18 protein-coding genes are annotated in these 17,869 nt (G+C 41.6%); 6 read left to right on the top strand and 12 right to left on the bottom strand.

Features of this window, described 5'->3' with window-relative positions:
- Nucleotides 1–94 precede the first annotated feature (94 nt).
- Entirely contained in the window at nt 95–676 is a 582-nt protein-coding gene (locus BABA_RS18515; RefSeq protein ID WP_007086757.1) for a TerD family protein, read from the bottom strand.
- A 328-nt stretch (nt 677–1,004) separates the two neighbouring features.
- Between BABA_RS18515 and BABA_RS18520 the strand changes: the two genes are divergently transcribed.
- On the top strand, nt 1,005–1,379 hold the full coding sequence (locus tag BABA_RS18520) for a nucleotide excision repair endonuclease (protein ID WP_007086758.1): 375 nt from the start codon (nt 1,005–1,007) through the stop codon (nt 1,377–1,379).
- 57 nt (nt 1,380–1,436) lie between these two features.
- On the opposite strand, the gene BABA_RS18525 is transcribed toward BABA_RS18520, so the two are convergent.
- Both BABA_RS18525 and BABA_RS18530 read right to left on the bottom strand, forming a co-directional pair.
- Entirely contained in the window at nt 1,437–2,465 is a 1,029-nt protein-coding gene (locus BABA_RS18525; protein ID WP_007086759.1) for an ATP-grasp domain-containing protein, read from the bottom strand.
- 192 nt (nt 2,466–2,657) lie between these two features.
- Entirely contained in the window at nt 2,658–3,152 is a 495-nt protein-coding gene (locus tag BABA_RS18530; protein ID WP_007086760.1) for a flavodoxin domain-containing protein, read from the bottom strand.
- Nucleotides 3,153–3,418: 266 nt separating this feature from the next.
- Here BABA_RS18530 and BABA_RS18535 point away from each other — a divergent pair, with 266 nt between their 5' ends.
- Nucleotides 3,419–5,494 (top strand): metallophosphoesterase family protein, encoded by a 2,076-nt coding sequence (locus BABA_RS18535; RefSeq protein ID WP_007086761.1) that lies wholly within the window; start codon nt 3,419–3,421, stop codon nt 5,492–5,494.
- Between the two features lie 18 nt (nt 5,495–5,512).
- On the opposite strand, the gene BABA_RS18540 is transcribed toward BABA_RS18535, so the two are convergent.
- Nucleotides 5,513–6,433, bottom strand: a complete 921-nt coding sequence (locus BABA_RS18540; protein ID WP_007086762.1) for an alpha/beta hydrolase — start codon at nt 6,431–6,433, stop codon at nt 5,513–5,515.
- Nucleotides 6,434–6,623: 190 nt separating this feature from the next.
- On the opposite strand from BABA_RS18540, the gene BABA_RS18545 reads away from it, so the two are divergent.
- Both BABA_RS18545 and BABA_RS18550 read left to right on the top strand, forming a co-directional pair.
- Nucleotides 6,624–7,931 (top strand): alkaline phosphatase family protein, encoded by a 1,308-nt coding sequence (locus BABA_RS18545; protein WP_007086763.1) that lies wholly within the window; start codon nt 6,624–6,626, stop codon nt 7,929–7,931.
- 21 nt (nt 7,932–7,952) lie between these two features.
- On the top strand, nt 7,953–9,227 hold the full coding sequence (locus BABA_RS18550; protein ID WP_007086764.1) for an MFS transporter: 1,275 nt from the start codon (nt 7,953–7,955) through the stop codon (nt 9,225–9,227).
- Between the two features lie 73 nt (nt 9,228–9,300).
- Here BABA_RS18550 and BABA_RS18555 read toward each other — a convergent pair whose 3' ends face one another.
- The 3 genes from BABA_RS18555 to BABA_RS18565 all read right to left on the bottom strand — a co-directional run bounded on the left by BABA_RS18555 (nt 9,301) and on the right by BABA_RS18565 (nt 11,023).
- Nucleotides 9,301–9,648, bottom strand: coding sequence for a metal-sensitive transcriptional regulator (locus tag BABA_RS18555; RefSeq protein ID WP_007086765.1), 348 nt, complete (start codon nt 9,646–9,648; stop codon nt 9,301–9,303).
- A gap of 123 nt (nt 9,649–9,771) precedes the next feature.
- Nucleotides 9,772–10,239, bottom strand: a complete 468-nt coding sequence (locus BABA_RS18560; protein ID WP_007086766.1) for a CBS domain-containing protein — start codon at nt 10,237–10,239, stop codon at nt 9,772–9,774.
- 127 nt (nt 10,240–10,366) lie between these two features.
- The gene (locus BABA_RS18565) at nt 10,367–11,023 is read right to left on the bottom strand and encodes a TetR/AcrR family transcriptional regulator (RefSeq protein WP_007086767.1); all 657 of its coding nucleotides are present in this window, start codon (nt 11,021–11,023) and stop codon (nt 10,367–10,369) included.
- Nucleotides 11,024–11,322: 299 nt separating this feature from the next.
- Between BABA_RS18565 and BABA_RS27730 the strand changes: the two genes are divergently transcribed.
- Entirely contained in the window at nt 11,323–11,484 is a 162-nt protein-coding gene (locus BABA_RS27730) for a hypothetical protein (protein ID WP_162829844.1), read from the top strand.
- A gap of 16 nt (nt 11,485–11,500) precedes the next feature.
- Here BABA_RS27730 and BABA_RS18570 read toward each other — a convergent pair whose 3' ends face one another.
- Nucleotides 11,501–12,097, bottom strand: coding sequence for a DNA-3-methyladenine glycosylase I (locus tag BABA_RS18570; RefSeq protein ID WP_007086768.1), 597 nt, complete (start codon nt 12,095–12,097; stop codon nt 11,501–11,503).
- A gap of 164 nt (nt 12,098–12,261) precedes the next feature.
- Here BABA_RS18570 and BABA_RS18575 point away from each other — a divergent pair, with 164 nt between their 5' ends.
- Nucleotides 12,262–12,858: a hypothetical protein gene (locus BABA_RS18575; RefSeq protein WP_007086769.1), complete on the top strand. Its 597-nt coding sequence runs from the start codon at nt 12,262–12,264 to the stop codon at nt 12,856–12,858.
- A 38-nt stretch (nt 12,859–12,896) separates the two neighbouring features.
- On the opposite strand, the gene BABA_RS18580 is transcribed toward BABA_RS18575, so the two are convergent.
- From BABA_RS18580 to BABA_RS18595, 4 genes are all read right to left on the bottom strand, one after another.
- The gene (locus tag BABA_RS18580) at nt 12,897–13,826 is read right to left on the bottom strand and encodes a manganese-dependent inorganic pyrophosphatase (RefSeq protein ID WP_007086770.1); all 930 of its coding nucleotides are present in this window, start codon (nt 13,824–13,826) and stop codon (nt 12,897–12,899) included.
- Between the two features lie 178 nt (nt 13,827–14,004).
- Nucleotides 14,005–15,213 (bottom strand): iron-containing alcohol dehydrogenase, encoded by a 1,209-nt coding sequence (locus tag BABA_RS18585; protein ID WP_007086771.1) that lies wholly within the window; start codon nt 15,211–15,213, stop codon nt 14,005–14,007.
- Between the two features lie 147 nt (nt 15,214–15,360).
- Nucleotides 15,361–16,254, bottom strand: a complete 894-nt coding sequence (locus BABA_RS18590) for a R2-like ligand-binding oxidase (RefSeq protein ID WP_007086772.1) — start codon at nt 16,252–16,254, stop codon at nt 15,361–15,363.
- Between the two features lie 24 nt (nt 16,255–16,278).
- A complete protein-coding gene (locus tag BABA_RS18595) occupies nt 16,279–17,799 on the bottom strand; it encodes a long-chain-fatty-acid--CoA ligase (protein WP_007086773.1) in 1,521 nt (506 codons plus the stop codon).
- Nucleotides 17,800–17,869 lie beyond the last annotated feature (70 nt).

Below are 17,869 nucleotides of genomic sequence, written 5' to 3' on the forward strand. Positions count from 1 at the left end.
AACATCGGGCAGCGAAGCTCACCGTGTTTCCTTTATCTCAGTTGGAGCACTCCAGGCCATACGCCGCTGACCAGGGCACTAGCGCTTTTCTGGTTTACCCTACGTTTAAGCCGAAGTCTGTGGCGATGCGGCCGAGGCCGCCTTGGTAGCCGGAACCGACGGCTGAGAATTTCCATTCACCGTTGTGGCGATATAGCTCGCCCACGATGATGGCTGTTTCGATGGAGAAGTCCTCTCCAAGGTCGTAACGAATGATTTCTTGATTTGTTTCCTCGTTTACAATGCGGCAGAAGGCATTTGATACCTGTCCAAAGTTCTGACCGCGAGCCTCAGCATCATGAATCGTAATCACAAACGAGATTCGCTCCACTTGCGCAGGCACAGCCGTTAAATTAACTTTTACTTGCTCGTCGTCACCGTCGCCTTCACCTGTACGGTTATCACCTGTATGTACTACGGAACCATTTCCGCCCTCAAGCTGGTTATAGAAAACAAAATCCTTTTCAGAAGCACACTTTCCACTCGCATTTAATAGAAAAATGCTTGCGTCTAAATCGAAATCAGCCCCGCCATCATAACGGTTCGTATCCCAACCAAGACCAACAACTACTTTGGATAAACCCGGATTTGTTTTCGTTAGATCAACCTTTTGGCCTTTTGATAATGTAATTGCCATACTAACACCCTTCCTATCTTAAAATTTATTCCTACTATCTAAATAAATAGATAGCTACAACCATCGTACACCCATAGCGAATAAAATTCACGTAAGATGCTGTTTTGAATCCTAAAAATTCCAATACCTTCCTTAAGTGTACAAAATTTAGACGTAATTTACTACCATTTTTAAGCCAAAAATAGTATTTATCCCTATTAAAGCAGGTTTCGAACTGCAAAATATGGGCAAATTAAGAAAGATAAACCCAAATTGGCAACCTATGCTATAATGAACTGTTAGCAAAACGGGATCAGCCGTTTATTTTAAGCAAGGAGCGATTCATTTTATGATAAAAATCGAAATACCAAATCCAGATATCGTCATTACGAAAAAAAGACAAGTAGGGGAACCAGTTGAATCCGTACTAAGCAGTGTCTACGGTTTTACCGATTACAATAGAATTCCTCGTGATAAAGGCGGCATCATTTTATTTTTCAATGCCAACGATGATTTACTTTTTGTCGGTAAAGCTCGGAAATTAAGACCCCGCGTTAAGCGCCATTTTGAAGATACAGTCTCACCAATCAAAGCCCATCGCGATGAGGTCAATAAAATTGCGGTAATCGTGGTAGATGAGCCGATGGAAAGAGAAATCTATGAAACCTACATTATTAATACGCTTCAGGCAAAATATAATATCGACAAAGTTTTCTATAAATAATGAGTAAGGAAAAGAGCAGTTTTCATCATATGAAAACCCGCTCTTTTTTTATCCACATTAACTGATATCCCCATACTTCAGGATCATTTCTTTTTCAATATGACTGGCGCGAATGCCAAACTGCGGCTCCTGTCTTCCTACTTGTTCACCTAATAAAATCTTAATTGCCAGATACGGCAGGTTTATGCCGGAAAGACAACTGACATGCATCCCTCCGCTCATGCGCGGATTGATTTCGAGCAGCTTTGGCACACCATTGTTGTATTTTACCTGGATATTGAATATATATGGCAATTTATATTCCTGATGGAATCTGTGTGCCAAGTGGATGAGTTCAAGACTTTCAACCAGCTCCCTAACTCGCCCATCCCCCTTCATCCGGGGAATCGCAGCAAATAATTCTTTCTCTGAAGAAACACAGTCGATACTATATTCCCTGCCCTCTAGAAACTCCAAAACCATTAAATCAGGAAAGGTTTCCTGTTGGCTTAAGATCTCGCAGGCATAGGTATAGGGAATTCGATAGCCGATTCCCTGTTGAAAAAGCTGGGGAATAGACTCAATTTTATCCTTAATGACACGAAAACCATTTGCCCCTTCGCCAACAACGGGTTTGAAGCAAACCTCATGCCCTTTTTCCTTAAGTGATCTATAGGCCTTTTTAAAATCCGCGCAATTATTAACCACATAATAGTCAGGTAGAGAAAAGATAGGCTTCCCGTTGGCAAGAGTTTGGTAGGCGGCGGCTTTATTGTCCATTGTTTCCATTAAGACAGCATCAGGACAAACAAGAACTCTCACACCTAATGCCTCGAAATCTGACAACCGTTTAGAAATCAGCACATTTTCTTTCCGAGGAATAAAAATATCAATCCTGTGCATCCGGCAAAAATCAAGGCAAAATTCAATATATTCATTCCCGGAAATATCCGGCTCGACAAAGGCGAAATCGCAATTTTGTAAATAAAGTGCATCTTTATTCGGATGCGTTCCGTAAATAACAAATTTCCGATGGTCTTCGTTGTCACGAATCATATCTATATAATGCGAAACCGTCGTAAACCATCGATTAAACCAAATATTCATTTGAATCCTCTTTCATGATGTAGTTAAGTAAGACCTTTTCCATTATGCGCTAACATGATGAAATTTATAATCAAAACTTGATATTGTTGGTGAACAATGGAAGTTACGCATGATTTGCCACCCATATTAAAAAATAAAAACGCTCCTGCCAAAGCAGAAACGTTGATCATGTCACAGGATTACTTGAAATACCTAAACAAAGCTCTTCACCTGATTCAATCGTGAAGCAAACTCCATAATGGCTTCCATATCCAATTTGGTTTGGTCATTCATGACTCCGTCAACCTTTTTTACTACTTGTCTTTCAAAAAAGTTCATTTTCGACACCAGGAATTCTCCACCGAACAGTGCCATCGCAACCGAATTCTTCCGCAGATCCTGTGGATAGGCAGTGTTAAACTGCTCAATGGCCGTATCACCATCGCGCATACAAACGAGAAAAAGGCCTAATTCCTTCTCTAAGAGTTCATCATGGTGGGTTTGGATAAACTTTTTTATTTTTCTTTGAATCTGTCCGGCATGAATCGAGCCCCCAATGATGACCCTATCAAAATCCTTTAGGTCAAACATCGTTTTCTCCCTTTTTAAATCGACTGACAAAACGCCCCCCTCAAGGTTCTCACATAATAATCCAACCGCTTTTTCTGTAGTCCCATGGGATGAGCAATAAACAATTAAACTATTCATGTCCAATTCCCCTTCCTTCCTCAGTACAAAAAAACCAGCCGCGATTACCAATTAACAGGGCCGGAATACAACTATCCTCAACTCCATTATAATTCCTACAACAACAAGCGACTGCGTTTAATATTGGCAATATTATTACAAATAAACGGTGCCTGACACCATTTCCACCCTTTACATCATTAAAAAGCTCCACGGCTTATTAATGGTGTCAGGCACCATTTGCAAGGAATACAATGTAGAAATGAGATAAAAGCGAGGTGGTGTTCATGGGTTTAGTAGAGTTTCCCTTTATTCTGTCTGGGCCGATTGTTCGACGGGTTGAACCGGGAAGGGTGTTTATTTGGATTGCTACTAGCAGAAAAAGCGATATTGAGGCAGCCTTTTATCAAATCTCCAAAAATAGCAGCCACCGAACATTTGATTATCAATTAATGAATACTGTTAGTGAACCTCAAACAATAAGAGTCGGTGAACAGCTATTTATCCACCTAATCAAGGTTGTCCCCTTGATCGGGGAATTTCCAACGGATACGTTGATTGGGTATAACCTGCAATTCACTAACGGTTCGGTGCAGAATGATTTCCAAAGCCTCCACTTGCTTTCCCCGAATCATCCGCAGTCCATCGTTTACGGAAAACTAAAATACCCCACTTTTCAGATAAAAAGCGGGAACAGTCCGAGCAATATTCTCTATGGTTCCTGCCGAAAACTCCATGGTGAAGGTAAGGATATTCTCGCCCAAGCGGATGAAATTCTAGCCAATGAATATGACTCTACTTTAAAGCGACCGGATTCCCTCTTTCTAATGGGAGATCAAATCTACGCTGATGATGTCGCCGATCCCCTTATCCTAGCCATTTCAACTATCAGCCAAGAATTAATCGGTCAAAGGGAACCATTGTACCAATTGGAAAATCGCCTCAATCAATCACCATTCACGACCAACCTTCATCAAATCAACGGCAGACAATTGATCATGGAAAACTTAGCCCAATTTACCTCCAGCGAGGCCAATAACCATCTAATCGAGTTTGGCGAATTTGCAGCCATGTATTTATTGTCCTGGAATCCCGAGCTCTGGGCGGCAGCGCAAGCCCATCATTTATTTGAATCATTTGACGATGCACTAGAGAAAAATCTGATTCATTTCACCTTTCCAAATGAAGAAAAGTATAGTAAACAACATAAAACTGAACTAAATAATTTAAAAAATCGCTTCCACGATCAACAGGAAGCCATCATCACCTTTCAGGAATCCCTCTTTCGGGTTCGAAGGCTGCTCGCGAATATCCCAACCTACATGATCTTTGATGATCATGACATTACCGATGATTGGAATATCACAGGCAATTGGAAAAGGAACGTCCGCAGAACGCCCTTAGGCAGCCATGTAACAGCAAATGGACTAGCAGCCTATTGGGCTTTCCAAGGCTGGGGGAATGACCCTGATTCATTTGAAGCTGATTTTATTGATAACATGGCGGCATATTATAAAAACCTGAGGAAAGGAACCAGTCATTCTACAACACACGAAAAGTGGCTGCAGCAATTATGGAATTTCAGTTCCTGGCATTTTATCGCCCCCACCCATCCTAAAGCTGTGTTTCTCGACACCCGAACACAACGGGAATACCTTTCCGAACCAAAGCGTGTAAAATTTGGCCATACCATAAAGGAAACAGAAGGCTGCCCACAGCTCATTAACAAAATGTGCTGGGCACGCATCACTCAAAAGCTCCATCAAAGCGGCTGGAAAGCAGAGAGTCCAATCATCGTTGTATCCGCCACACCTGTATATGGAATGGGTCTTATTGAATCCTTTTTACACAATTATGTCTATCCGTTTCAAGTTATAGGGGTGGAGGTGCAAACCTCGTTTGATTTCGAAGCATGGAAGTACAATGGGGAAGGGTTCACGCACTTTCTGCAACAAATTGTCAAGTGGAACCCATCACAATGCATCATTCTATCAGGAGACGTCCATTATGCCTCGGCGGTCAAAGCCACTGTCACATTTCCAGATGGAAGAACGCTTCCCATCCAACAGTTTACAAGCAGCCCTTTAAAAAATATGAGTTTCACTGGGGTTTGGGGGTTATTGATGAAAATAGTTATTGGTATTAACTCAATTAGTAGAAAAAAGAATGATATATACCGGGTTTGTGACCCCTCATACACCATAACCCATCTTGAAAAAGAAAATGAACCTGCCGCCATGTATCTATGGAAGGATCAATTAAGATACCAAATAATAGACAAGAGCTCCATCATCGAAACCAACAATAATCTCGGGCTCATTACCATTATGAATAATGACATTCAAAATACTTTACTCAAGTGAAGGTCAGCTACTAGACCTTCACTTTTTAAATGTTTTCCTCACAAAATCACCTATTTCCCTGATTGCCTTTCTTGCCTCAGGTAAGGCATTCCCGCCAATTTGCCAGACATGCCACATTCCCTGCCATATTTTTATCCTCACCGGGACGCCTGCTTTCCTTGCCCGAGCTGCCAGGGTTTCCGCGTCACTTTGCAAAATTTCATGGTTGCCTGCCTGGATGAATAATGGCGGCAATCCTGAAAGGTCAGCGAAGATAGGTGAGATGAGCGGGTGGTCAGGAGCTTCTCTACCGGCATACATACGTACAGCTTCCCTAACCGCCTTCAAACTTAAATAGGGATCAACTGCTTCATTTTTCCGATAACTTTCCCCACTACCGGTTAAATCCACCCATGGTGAGAGACAAACAATCGCGGCCGGCAGCGGCTCGTTCTGGTCTCGTAACACCAATGCAGTCGCAATTGATAAACCTCCACCTGCCGAATCACCTGCAAATATAATGTTCGACGGATCATACCCCTGACTCACCAGCCAGCGATACGAGGTAACCGCATCTTCAATTGCTGCTGGAAATGGATGTTCAGGGGCAAGACGATACTCCGGAAACATTACCTTCACACCTGATGCCTTCCCAATACTCGCCGCCAGCGGCCGGTGAGTATTGGCTGAACAAAGTGCATAACCGCCGCCGTGTAAATAAAGGATAACCTTATCCGCCAATGCCTTATCGAGGCCAGAAGTAATCCACTCTGCGTACAATCCCTCAATTTCCAGTGGAGTAACCTTGCAGTTCCTTGGAAGCTTGCCCAGCCTCCTTGCGGCAGCATCAAGCATTTGCCGCTTTTCCTCCATCCCTTTTCCCTTTACACCCTTTCGTACTGCCCTCTTTACCGATAGCCGTATTGCTTTTTCAAAAAAATAACTTTGAAAACTTGGCATGATGTCTTCCCCTCTTTTTCTCCAATTATTGCTAATTTCATTATACTAGAAAAACCTCATTCGCAAATCCAGTTTTCGGCTTTTTCCGGCAAACCTCTAAGATTTTGTAAATATTCTGTAACAATTCTTCCATTTCCTGTTTCATATAGTACAATTATCTTAACCAGAACTATTTGCCTGGAGGTTGTCCATGACTCGACTTACCAATCATTTAATCATCATTTCTTTTGATTGCCTTTCAGCATTAGACTATCCGATTTTAAAAGACCTACCCCACTTTCAAACGATCTTGAAAAATGGCACATATGTGGAAAAAGTCGAAACGATATACCCTTCAGTCACCTATCCCTGTCATGCGACGATTGTAACGGGTAATTATCCGAACCGGCACGGGGTAATCAATAATACCCTTCTGCAGCCAGGCAACCCGTCACCTGACTGGAATTGGTATCGTGATTGTATTCATGGGACGACCTTATATGATGAAGCAAAGCTAGCAAATCTAACCACAGCAGCTTTATTATGGCCAGTTACCGGCAAAGCCAACATCGACTACAATATGCCGGAAATTTTTGCGAACCGCCCATGGCAAAATCAAATTCTTGTTTCCCTTATGAATGGGACACCCAGCTTTCAATTAGAGCTCAACAAATGCTTCGGACATATCCGCAAGGGGTTGAAACAGCCTGAATTGGATGACTTTGTTTTAGAATCAACCGTCCATACGATTAAAACAAAGAAACCGAATTTAGTAATGGTTCACTTTACCGATTTAGATACCCAGCGACATGAACATGGATTTTCATCAACTGAGGCAATCGCAGCCATTCACCGTCATAACCTGCGCCTTGGTAGAATCTTAGAAGCTATCTATGAAGCTGGCATTTATGAAAACTCCACAGTTGTGGCTTTAGGGGACCATAGTGCACTAGATGAAAATAAGGCGGTTAACCTGAATGTCCTATTACATAAAAAAAATTTCATCACTACAAACGCAAAAGGGAAAGTAATTAATTGGCTGGCCTATTGTAAAAGTTGTGATGGCTCCGCATATATTTACATTAACGACAAACAAGATTCAGCAACAATAAAAGAAGTCAAACAATTGGTAGATTCATTGCTAGATGATCCTGACTCTGGAATTGAACAGGTGCTTACAGGGGATCAAGCCGCGGCAAAAGGCGCAGATGGCTCATGTGCTTTTATGCTTGAAGCAAGTCACGGGTATTATTTTTTAGAAGACATCGAAGGGGAGTACATCAAAACGATTTCCCGTGAGGACGCAGCCGCAGATAAAAAGTATACCTTAGCCTGCCATGGTTATTCACCGGAAAAAGAAGATTACGGAACGATATTAATGGCAGTGGGCAAAGGAATTAACCAAACTACCCTGCCTTCGATTCGTCTCATTGATGAAGGCCCAACATTCGCCAGACTTCTCGGTGTCAGCCTAGGGAACACAGATGGAAGAGTTGTCGAAGAAATGTTGACCATATAAGCCTTTAAAGGGGGAACTTGAATGAGTCGGATGTCAAAGCAAGAAAAGAGCTGGGTGTTCTACGATTGGGCAAACTCTGCCTATTCGATTCTGATCACCACGGCCGTTTTTCCATTGTATTTTAAAGCAGCGGCTAACGAGGCAGGACTTGCAGCATCTACTTCCACAGCTTATTGGGGTTATGCCAATTCCTTTGCCACGCTGCTAATATCACTTTGTGCCCCAATACTAGGCAGCATTGCTGATTTCAGAGGCTTTAAAAAGCGATTCTTCACCTTTTTCTTTGCTCTTGGAATTATCTTTACCTTTTTACTTGCGGTGGTACCAAGCAATCAATGGCTGGTTCTCTTAATCTGTTATATGGTTACCGTTATTGGTTTTGGCGGGACGAACATTTTCTATGATGCCTTCCTAGTTGATGTAACCTCAGAAGAGCGGATGAATCAGATATCATCGAAGGGATTTGCGATGGGCTACATTGGAAGTACAATCCCGTTCATTCTTAGTATTGCCCTTATTCTTTTATCACAGCAAAGCATTATTCCAATATCCGTTACTGTCGCAAGTCAGGCTGCTTTCGCCATTACCGCCCTCTGGTGGGGCTTATTCACTATTCCAATGCTGAAAAATGTCAAGCAGGTCTATTATAAAGAACGTGTGCCAAATCCTGTCGCAAATGGTTTTAAACAGCTTTTTGTAACCTTTAAAAAGATTCGGCTTTACCGCCCTTTGTTTCTATTTTTAGTAGCTTATTTCTTTTATATTGATGGAGTTAATACCATTATCACAATGTCAACGGCATACGGATCCGATTTAGGCATCACCTCTACAAACCTATTAATTATTTTATTTGCGACACAGGTCGTGGCCGCACCGTTCGCGATTATTTATGGAAAGCTTGCCGATAAATTTAAAGGCAAAACGATGCTGCTCGTTGGAATCTTTATTTATATCGTCATATGTACGTATGCCTATTTTTTAAAAACGACTCTAGATTTCTGGATATTAGCAATGCTTGTAGCCTCTTCCCAAGGCGGCATTCAGGCACTGAGCCGCTCTTACTTCGCAAAACTGGTACCAAAAGAAAGTGCAAATGAGTTCTTTGGTTTCTATAGTATCTTTTATAAATTCGCGGCCATCTTAGGGCCATTTTTAGTCGGCCTTACAGCCCAGTTAACGGGCAATACGAATAGTGGCGTCTTCAGTCTGATTGTCTTGTTTATAATCGGCGGCTTAATTCTCCTCCGGGTACCGGAAACAACAAATATTTCAAAAACAAACTCTTTATCACAATAAAAATGGAGAGAGCCTACCAGCGTGTAAGCTCTCTCCACTTTATTTAACATCGTATCCTTGGTCGTCAATCGTTTCATTTTTTCATTAATTTTTGGATAGTAACTAGAACCTCATCCAAAACCTCGTAATCGCCTTCCTGGATTCTCTCGACCACACAGCTCTTCAAATGACCTTCGAGCAAAATCTTGGCTACACTATTCAATGCCGATTGGGTGGCGGATATTTGATGAATGACATCATCACAGTAGGTATCTTTTTCAATTAAGCCCTTAATGCCGCGGATTTGACCCTCAATCCGGTTAAGTCTTGTGACCAGATTACTTTTCACTTTATCCGAATGGTGACTCTTCCTGAGACCGCTCTCATGTGAACAGCACGAATCATCCATCAGTTCCTCTTCATTCCTGTTTTCCAAAGACATCCAACCCCTTCCTTGTTAGCATTATTATATCATACCCCCGTATCGTAAGGCGATGAACAGATAGAAGTATCATTCATTCAAAAATAACCCCATCACACGTCGACCAAGTGATGGGTCATTCACCTATTCCATATTATGAACAATCGTTTGCTGGATATTGCGAATCACATCACCACGGCTAATGACACCGACCACATGATTTTGTTCATCAACGACTGGAAGCTTCTTAAAGTGGTGTTTTGACAAAAGCTCCACAACTGTTCTCATATCATCCTCGGGAAAAACCGTTACGATTCCGTGTGTTTTGGCAATTTTGCTAATTTCCGTATTGGCTAATTCCTTTAGGCGGTTGTCCATATCTTCTTTGGCGACGTATGTGATAAAGCTGAAATAATCTGGTATTCGGCGATCGACCGGCTTAATCGCACGTAAAATATCTCCATCTGTTACCATTCCCAATAACGTGCCATCTTTTTTCAAAATGGGCACACCACCGATTTTTTTCTCGACAAACAAAGCCATAACGTCTTTTATGGATCTTTCAGGACTTACCGAAATAACATCTTTCACCATAAATTCTCTAACTTTCATGATCATCACATTCTTTCGTTTAGGATAGGGTTTTATTTTTTCATAAGTTTTACTTTGAGTGATTTCAGTTCTTTCATATCAAAAATGGGTTCGATATTCAAACGGTAACTTCCTCCCTAGATCGTACCTATTCCTTTTTTTCAAATCCGCTTTTCCGTAACTGTTCCAACGCTGCAGGGGGAAAAACCATCCGGCAAATCACCCTAGCCAATTCCTGACAATCTACCTTTTTCCCACTTTGGCTTTGTTTATCAAGACCATTCTCGACTAACACCATGATGGCCCATGTGACCGTGTCTAAATCTAAATCCGGCCAAGTTAATCCACTTTCGCTTGCTTGTTTTAATCCCGAATGCATTCTGGCATGGATTTTCCGCCTTGCTACACCAAGCACCTCTGCAAGTTCTGAATCTTTTGTCATCAACTCCGGAAGAACGCGCTGGAGTCCAAGTTCATTACGCCGGATATAATGGGCTTCTAATAATGCCGCCAATACAGATTCTGGGTCACGCGAAACCCAGCTTGGTTCCGGTGGAAGAAATTTTTCTAATTTATCCTCTAAAAGTGACATTAAAAGCTGCCGTTTATCCGAAAAATAGCGATAAAATGTTCCGGTCGCTACCCCTGCATGGGCAGCAATTTCCTTTGCCGTTGTTTGTTCATACCCTTTAGAATTAAATAAAGTATATCCGCTTTCAATCAGTGCATTTCTTTTTTGCTGGGCGCGTTCCTGTTTAGGGACAAATGGAAATTCACCAACAAGTTTCTCATCATGATCTGGCATTTGATCACCTCAGTGCTATCATAACACGATTTTATAATTTGAACCATAGTTCACTTTTTCATTGACAGCGCATCTAAAACATGTGATACTTGAACCATGGTTCATGTTATATTCATTCAATTGTTTAACACCCCTTGCAAAATAAATGAGTGTAACAGGACCAATTTTTTATTCATTTTTTCCATAAAGGTTAAACGGTAAAGCAGGAATTTAAATTTTTTATGCGAATAATGTAAAGTATTATTATAATTTATTTTTTTATAATACATGGGTGATAAAATTGAAAGGTGTTGATTAATTTGGCTAATCAAAGTGAATCGAAGAAAATCTCTGTTAATTCAACTATTTCATTAAAGGGAATTGTGAAGGCCATTTTCAACGATACCGTTCATGTCCAAATTGGCGGAAAAATCATTCCCATACCTGCATCAGATTTCATGCTCGATAAACCAAGAAAGTAACCAAAAAGCTCATCACTTATGTGGTGAGCTTTTCCTCATTTATCCCAAGTGAGTTGTTCCTTTTATGATAACAATCACAGCTGACAATATGGTCATTTACCATTCCCGTTGCCTGCATAAACGCGTAGCAAATCGTCGAGCCGACAAATTTAAAGCCGCGTTTCTTTAAATCCTTACTCATCTTATCACTAATTCCTGTTGTGGCCGGAACATCTTTCATTTCCTTGAAATGATTTTGAATCGGTTTCCCGTCAACAAATGACCATATATAGGTGTGGAAGGCTCCAAATTCTTCAACAATCTTTAAATAGGCCTTGGCATTCGTAACAACCGCATTAACTTTCAGCTTATTCCTGACAATGCCTTCATTATGTAAAAGCTCAGCGATTTTTTCTTCATCATACTGGGCAATTTTTTCTGCCTCAAATTGATCAAACGCCTGCCGGTAATTCTCCCGTTTTTTTAAAATGGTATACCAGCTGAGGCCCGCCTGTGCACCCTCAAGATTTACATACTCAAATAGCAGCCTGTCATCATAAACGGGCACCCCCCATTCATGGTCATGATAATCGATATATAAGGGATCCTGATTCACCCAACCACATCTGTTCATGTTCATTTACCTCCATTTATGCATACTCATTCATTAAGTATTACACATTTATCACAAAAAAGAACCTTCTAAACATATAAATACAAGTAGTAGACCAGCCCATTCATGTCCGTTCTTCAAAGCATAAAATAACTCATCTAAAAAAATGGAAGGTGGAATGTGGTATGGGATTATATATAAATAAAAGGAATCATCCCGAAGTATATAAAAATGAACAAAATCTCAATGAATCAAATCAGTCTTTTTCACGACAAGATTTCCTTGCAGAATTAATTAGTGACCAGCAAAAAGCTAATAATGCACTTAATCAGGCACTCGCTGAACTAGGATTGCGCTATTCCCAACAAGAGGAATCAAAAGTACATCAGTGGAATCAAATCGACACACAGCTGAAAGATTTAAGAAATCGTTTAGAGAAAAATGAGGAAGCTAACCAGCAGCTTGCCATGCAAATGAACGAACAACTGGAATTGCAAAAGACGGCAGCGGAGAAAATGGAAAAACAGGAGGAATTACAAGGCAGTGTCTTGAAACGGTTGGACAATCAAGACGCGCTATTAGACAAATTAGCTCGCCAAGTAAACCATATTCGCTCGATTCTTTTTGAACGAACCAATTACTTAGCATCGAAAATTGATGATGGCTACAAACTGACATCATCCTATGTCTATAAGTTGATGACAGGCTCCGAAAAGCCGTTGACCTTTTTCCTAATGAATCATAAAAATGAAGAAAGCCAGAAAAAAGCCGATTCCCTTTAAGAAATAGAAAAACCGTTCAGGAGTGAACGGCTTTTTCCTTATTTTGTGAAAATATCTGTTAAAACAGGTACGATTTGCTTCTTACGAGAAACGACGCCCTTTAATGTTGCTTTATTATTATTAAGTGTAACGTTATAAGCTTTTTCCACAGCTTCGGTCTTGCTGCCAAGAGCTAACCCAACCGAATCATTCGTTAAGATATCCGTAACGACAAATAGGAATAAATCCAAGTTCTTTTCTTCGATTATTGCAGAAATGGCGGCTTCCAATTCTTCTTGACGGGCAAGTGCATCATTAGTGTCCACGACATTCACTTGGGCAATTTCTACTTTACTAGCACCCATTTCAAATCCCTTTGCATCAAGGCTTAGAAGCTCCGCTACAGATTTATCACGGACATCTGCACCGGCTTTTAACATTTCTAAACCATAGCTGTCCGCATCAACACCCGCAATCTCTGCTAATTCACGCGCTGCTGCCACATCTTCAGGCGTGCAGGTTGGTGATTTAAACAATAATGTGTCGGAAATAATCGCCGATAACATGAGGCCTGCTATTTCTGGTTTAATCTCTTTACCGTTTTCTTTATACAATTTATTTAAAATAGTTGCCGTGCAGCCAACAGGCTCGCAGCGATAATACAAGGGATCACTTGTCTCAAAATTGGCAATGCGGTGATGGTCGATTACTTCTAGTACGCGAACTTCATGAATATCATTGGCACTTTGCTGGCGTTCATTGTGGTCAACTAAAATAACAGAGTTCACTTCAGTTGCGACCGCTTCAACCAACCGAGGAATCTCAGCATTAAATTGCGTAAGCGCATATTGTGTTTCGCCATTAATTTGTCCGAGACGGATCGGTTCAACGTCCATTCCTAATTGCTTTTTTAAGTCCGCATAGGCAATCGCCGAACAAATCGTATCTGTGTCAGGATTTTTATGACCAAAAATAAGTACTTTTTCCATGTTACTACTCCCAATCGTATTAAATTATGTAGGACAAGCCCAAACCTTGAGATTGACCCTAACGAAAATTATATCTTAATACGATGGTTGTTTCAAAAAAAAAAATACTTAGTTCATGTTAATATTTTTTAAAAGAAGAAAGGTACTCCAAAAAGTACCTTTCTTTCCTACTATTTATTTACTTTACCCCGACGGGCACGACCTTCTGCCCAATCGCAGCTATCAATTCTTTAGACATCGGGAAGCTCAAAGCCGCTGGATCCTTCATGACGGCTGGAATCGTCATCGCAAGATCCTCTTCTGTAATATTGAACTCTTTAAAATCTGCCGGCAGACCCACTTTATGCTGCAGTAAACGAATCTTTTCTACGATCTTTGCGAAGCCAACATCCTGGGTATCATCCTTCACGTCCACTTCCAATGCCTGCGCTAACTCTGCGACCTTCGGCAAATACAATTGCGGAACCATCTCCATCACCACCGGTAAAAAGACGGCATTGGCCAAACCGTGCGGGATACGGAACAAGGCACCATAGGCATGGGCCAAATTGTGAACCGGAATCGCATTTAACGCAAAACTAAAGGCGGTAATCCCCATTAGGCTTGCTTGAAGCAAATCCAACCGGGCATCAAGATTCCCACCATCCTCCACCGCCACAGGTAGATTTTTCTCAATTAATCGGATGGCATGCAGGGCATAGGCATCCGTAAGACCGGTTGCCGTTGGCGAGGCAAGTGCTTCAATCGCATGGGTTAAAGCATCAAAACCAGTAAACGCGGTAATCCTTGGCGGCAATCCGACCGTTAAATCGGGATCCAAAATGGCCATATCGGCGCTTATAAATGGATTGATGATATTAGTCTTCATTTGGATATCTTCATTAAAAACAACACAAATCGGTGAAACCTCAGAACCCGTTCCTGCTGTTGTCGGAATCGCAATATGCGGGATCGGCATATAATTTGCCTTCGGAAATTGTTCGTATAATAGTCCGCCTGGAATGGCCTCTTTAATATCAGATAAGCCCTTGTGGAGTGCATATTTAACACCTTTTACCGTATCAAGAACACTCCCGCCGCCAACAGCTAACAGTGCATCTGCTCCCACTTTCTTAGCGTAGCGAACTGCATCATTAATGCAGCGGCTTTCAGCATCTTGGGCAATATCGAGATAGGTTCCAACTAATTGGGGTCCGCTTCCATTACCTGTCAGCTCAAAAATGGAAGCTACTTTTTCAACCACGCCTGCTTTTTCTAATCCACGGTCACTAAGTAAAAGCACCCGTTTTGCTCCAAGACCGGCAAATAAACTTGGAACCATTGCCCGTGAATTTGAACCGCTGTAAATACACGTACGTAACATAAACTGCGATAAGGTTGTTTTCATTTTCATCTTCACCTCTTCTTAGTTTTGTCCAAAAAGATTCCGTACCAATTGCGTCTGTCAAGCTCAGGTGACATCGATGTGTGTACATGTTTTACCTGTGAATAGGTATCGAGTGAATGCTGACCAATTAATTTTTTTGTGACCTCGTTATAGTACTCCTAACTCGCTATCTGTATATCTATTAATCTCTTCGATTTTTTTACCTTTGGCCCGCGCTAAAATTTCCATTCGGACAGAAAGTTGTTTTAAGGTAAAGTTCATGATGTCATCTGGATTCCCTCCGAAGGAACTAACCTCCCTTCCAGCGATCCCCTCCTGATTCAGCCTAATTGCTAACGGAGTTAATTCCGCCATTTTTGCAGCAACAAAATCAAAAAGATGTGGGTGTTCACAAATCAATCGTTGCAGAAGGAAGGTGCCATAGCCGATATGTCTCGACTCATCCTTCTTTAAATTACCGACCCCTTCAAGAAGGGCTGGCATAATTCCTGCCGTTTCCAGTGCTGCATAGAAGGAAAAATAACCGGTTTCCGCCAAAACACCTTCAACAAACATGTTGTAGACTACGGATGCCTCAGCGATCGCTTCCGGTGATTGGTCGTTCACAAGCCGTTCCATCGCTGTAGGGAGAATTTCATAGAAAATCTTCTGATAGGTTTCCGTATGAAAGTGAGACAAATCGCCTTTCTCGCCAATGGCATTCAAAACAAGCCGGAAAAATTCTGTGTGCTTTGCCTCCTCAAATAAAAAGGTGGTTAAAAACATTTCCTCTTCCAGTCGCCCCTCTTTGGCGATAGCCATTATCAAAGGAAGAAGATCCAATGTAACAGCTTCCTCGCCAGCCTGAAATTGTGAAATTAACCGCAAAATATCTTCCTTTTGCTCAGCATTAAGCGTTTTCCAATCTTTTTGGTCCTGACTAAAATCAAGATCTGCCGGGTTCCACGTTCCTAATCTCTTTGCTTTTTGATAGAGACGATATGGGAAGGAATCCTCTAGCAAACCCCGTTTACTCGTCGTTAAAATGGTCCTCTTTTCCATATAAATCCTCCTCCTTTTTAATCATTACGGGTTGATGACAATTTCTATTGCCGACCTGCGTAGATGCGTTTTTAATATTTTCCCCACACCATTACGAGGAAGGGATTCTAGAAAAACAACTCTCCTAGGCGTTTTGTTTTTCGCTAAATGATCCTGACAATAACGGATTAACTCCTCCTCCTCAACTGCCGACCCCGGTTTCTTTACCACACAGGCGACCATTTCTTCCCCCATCCGTTCATCCGGAATCCCAACAACAGCTGCTTCGAAGACCTGTTCATGTGCATTTAACACTTCCTCCACATCACGCGGATACACATTAAACCCGCCGCGAATAATCAGATCCTTTTTCCGATCGACAATATATAAGTATCCTTCATCGTCAACCCTGCCCATATCTCCGGTATATAGCCAGGAATCTTTCAACACACGACTAGATTCTTCGAGATTTTGATAATAACCCGGCGTGACATTTTCACCGCGGACAAGTAGTTCGCCCACCACACCGGGCGGAACTTCCTCTCCATTATCATTCACGATCCTTATTTCCACCCCTGGAATCGGTATGCCAACAGATCCTGGCTTTATCTCGATTCGCTTAGAATGAGCTGTAACAACTGGTGCCGCCTCTGATAATCCGTAGCCCTCTAACACCTTTGCCGCAAATTTTTGTTCAAATGCATGCAGTAAAGCAACAGGCAGCGGGGCTGAACCGGAACCGATTGATTCAAGACTTGACGAATCATAATTGTCAGCATTTGGATAGGATAGCATGGCATGGATCATCGCCGGTACAGCCGAAAACGATCTAACTTGATAGGTTTCAATGGCCTTAAATACTTCTTTTACATCAAAGCTGGAAAAAACAACGATAGCGCTTCCTGTGATAAAACAAATATTGGAAACGGTTAGACCGTAGACATGGGCTAGCGGCAGAACACCTAGTGTTGTCCCACGTTCTGTCTCATTATGTTGTGCGGAATTTTTGGCATTGGAAAATAGGTTTTTGTGTGTTAACAGAACTCCTTTAGGATTACCGGTTGTTCCAGATGTATAAAGGATGACAGCTGTATCTTCAGCGCTGACATCATCGTCCAAGATATCATCGTTTTGAACCATCACATCATAAAAATTTATTGCATGATCGGTAGATGGTTGGTCTATCACGATAATTGCGGGTCTTTCTGGCAATCCTTCTAGCGATTTTTCAACATTTTGTAGAACATATGATGTGGTGATGATGGCTTTTACACCAGAATTGAGGATAATATAATGAAGTTCTTTCGGATGAAGGGTAAACATTACCGGAACGATGATCGCCCCTGCCCTTGTAATACCTTGGTAAGCAAATAGGACTTCCGGACAGTTAGGCATACAGACCATTACCCGGTCTTCCTTACCAATCCCATGCTTTCTCAAACCGCGGGCAAATTGATCTGCATACTTTTTCGTTTCCATATTCGTATACGTCTTTTCTTTGAAAAAGAGTAACGGATACTCACCAAATTCAGCAATATTGGTTTCAAGTAGATCCTTAAGCTTCAAATAATCCTCTCCTTTACATCATTTACTGTAGCACTGTTTATATGTAATTTTTCCCAGAAGAATGACCAAT

The organism is Neobacillus bataviensis LMG 21833, assembly GCF_000307875.1.
GTDB classification, from domain to species: domain Bacteria; phylum Bacillota; class Bacilli; order Bacillales; family Cytobacillaceae; genus Neobacillus; species Neobacillus bataviensis.

Excerpts from the sequence above, each read along its gene's own strand:
- BABA_RS18515 (WP_007086757.1), bottom strand. The coding sequence starts at position 676 with ATGGCAATTACATTATCAAAAGGCCAAAAGGTTGATCTAACGAAAACA.
- BABA_RS18520 (WP_007086758.1), top strand. The coding sequence starts at position 1,005 with ATGATAAAAATCGAAATACCAAATCCAGATATCGTCATTACGAAAAAA.
- BABA_RS18525 (WP_007086759.1), bottom strand. The coding sequence starts at position 2,465 with ATGAATATTTGGTTTAATCGATGGTTTACGACGGTTTCGCATTATATA.
- BABA_RS18530 (WP_007086760.1), bottom strand. The coding sequence starts at position 3,152 with ATGAATAGTTTAATTGTTTATTGCTCATCCCATGGGACTACAGAAAAA.
- BABA_RS18535 (WP_007086761.1), top strand. The coding sequence starts at position 3,419 with ATGGGTTTAGTAGAGTTTCCCTTTATTCTGTCTGGGCCGATTGTTCGA.
- BABA_RS18540 (WP_007086762.1), bottom strand. The coding sequence starts at position 6,433 with ATGCCAAGTTTTCAAAGTTATTTTTTTGAAAAAGCAATACGGCTATCG.
- BABA_RS18545 (WP_007086763.1), top strand. The coding sequence starts at position 6,624 with ATGACTCGACTTACCAATCATTTAATCATCATTTCTTTTGATTGCCTT.
- BABA_RS18550 (WP_007086764.1), top strand. The coding sequence starts at position 7,953 with ATGAGTCGGATGTCAAAGCAAGAAAAGAGCTGGGTGTTCTACGATTGG.
- BABA_RS18555 (WP_007086765.1), bottom strand. The coding sequence starts at position 9,648 with ATGTCTTTGGAAAACAGGAATGAAGAGGAACTGATGGATGATTCGTGC.
- BABA_RS18560 (WP_007086766.1), bottom strand. The coding sequence starts at position 10,239 with ATGAAAGTTAGAGAATTTATGGTGAAAGATGTTATTTCGGTAAGTCCT.
- BABA_RS18565 (WP_007086767.1), bottom strand. The coding sequence starts at position 11,023 with ATGCCAGATCATGATGAGAAACTTGTTGGTGAATTTCCATTTGTCCCT.
- BABA_RS18570 (WP_007086768.1), bottom strand. The coding sequence starts at position 12,097 with ATGAACAGATGTGGTTGGGTGAATCAGGATCCCTTATATATCGATTAT.
- BABA_RS18575 (WP_007086769.1), top strand. The coding sequence starts at position 12,262 with ATGGGATTATATATAAATAAAAGGAATCATCCCGAAGTATATAAAAAT.
- BABA_RS18580 (WP_007086770.1), bottom strand. The coding sequence starts at position 13,826 with ATGGAAAAAGTACTTATTTTTGGTCATAAAAATCCTGACACAGATACG.
- BABA_RS18585 (WP_007086771.1), bottom strand. The coding sequence starts at position 15,213 with ATGAAAACAACCTTATCGCAGTTTATGTTACGTACGTGTATTTACAGC.
- BABA_RS18590 (WP_007086772.1), bottom strand. The coding sequence starts at position 16,254 with ATGGAAAAGAGGACCATTTTAACGACGAGTAAACGGGGTTTGCTAGAG.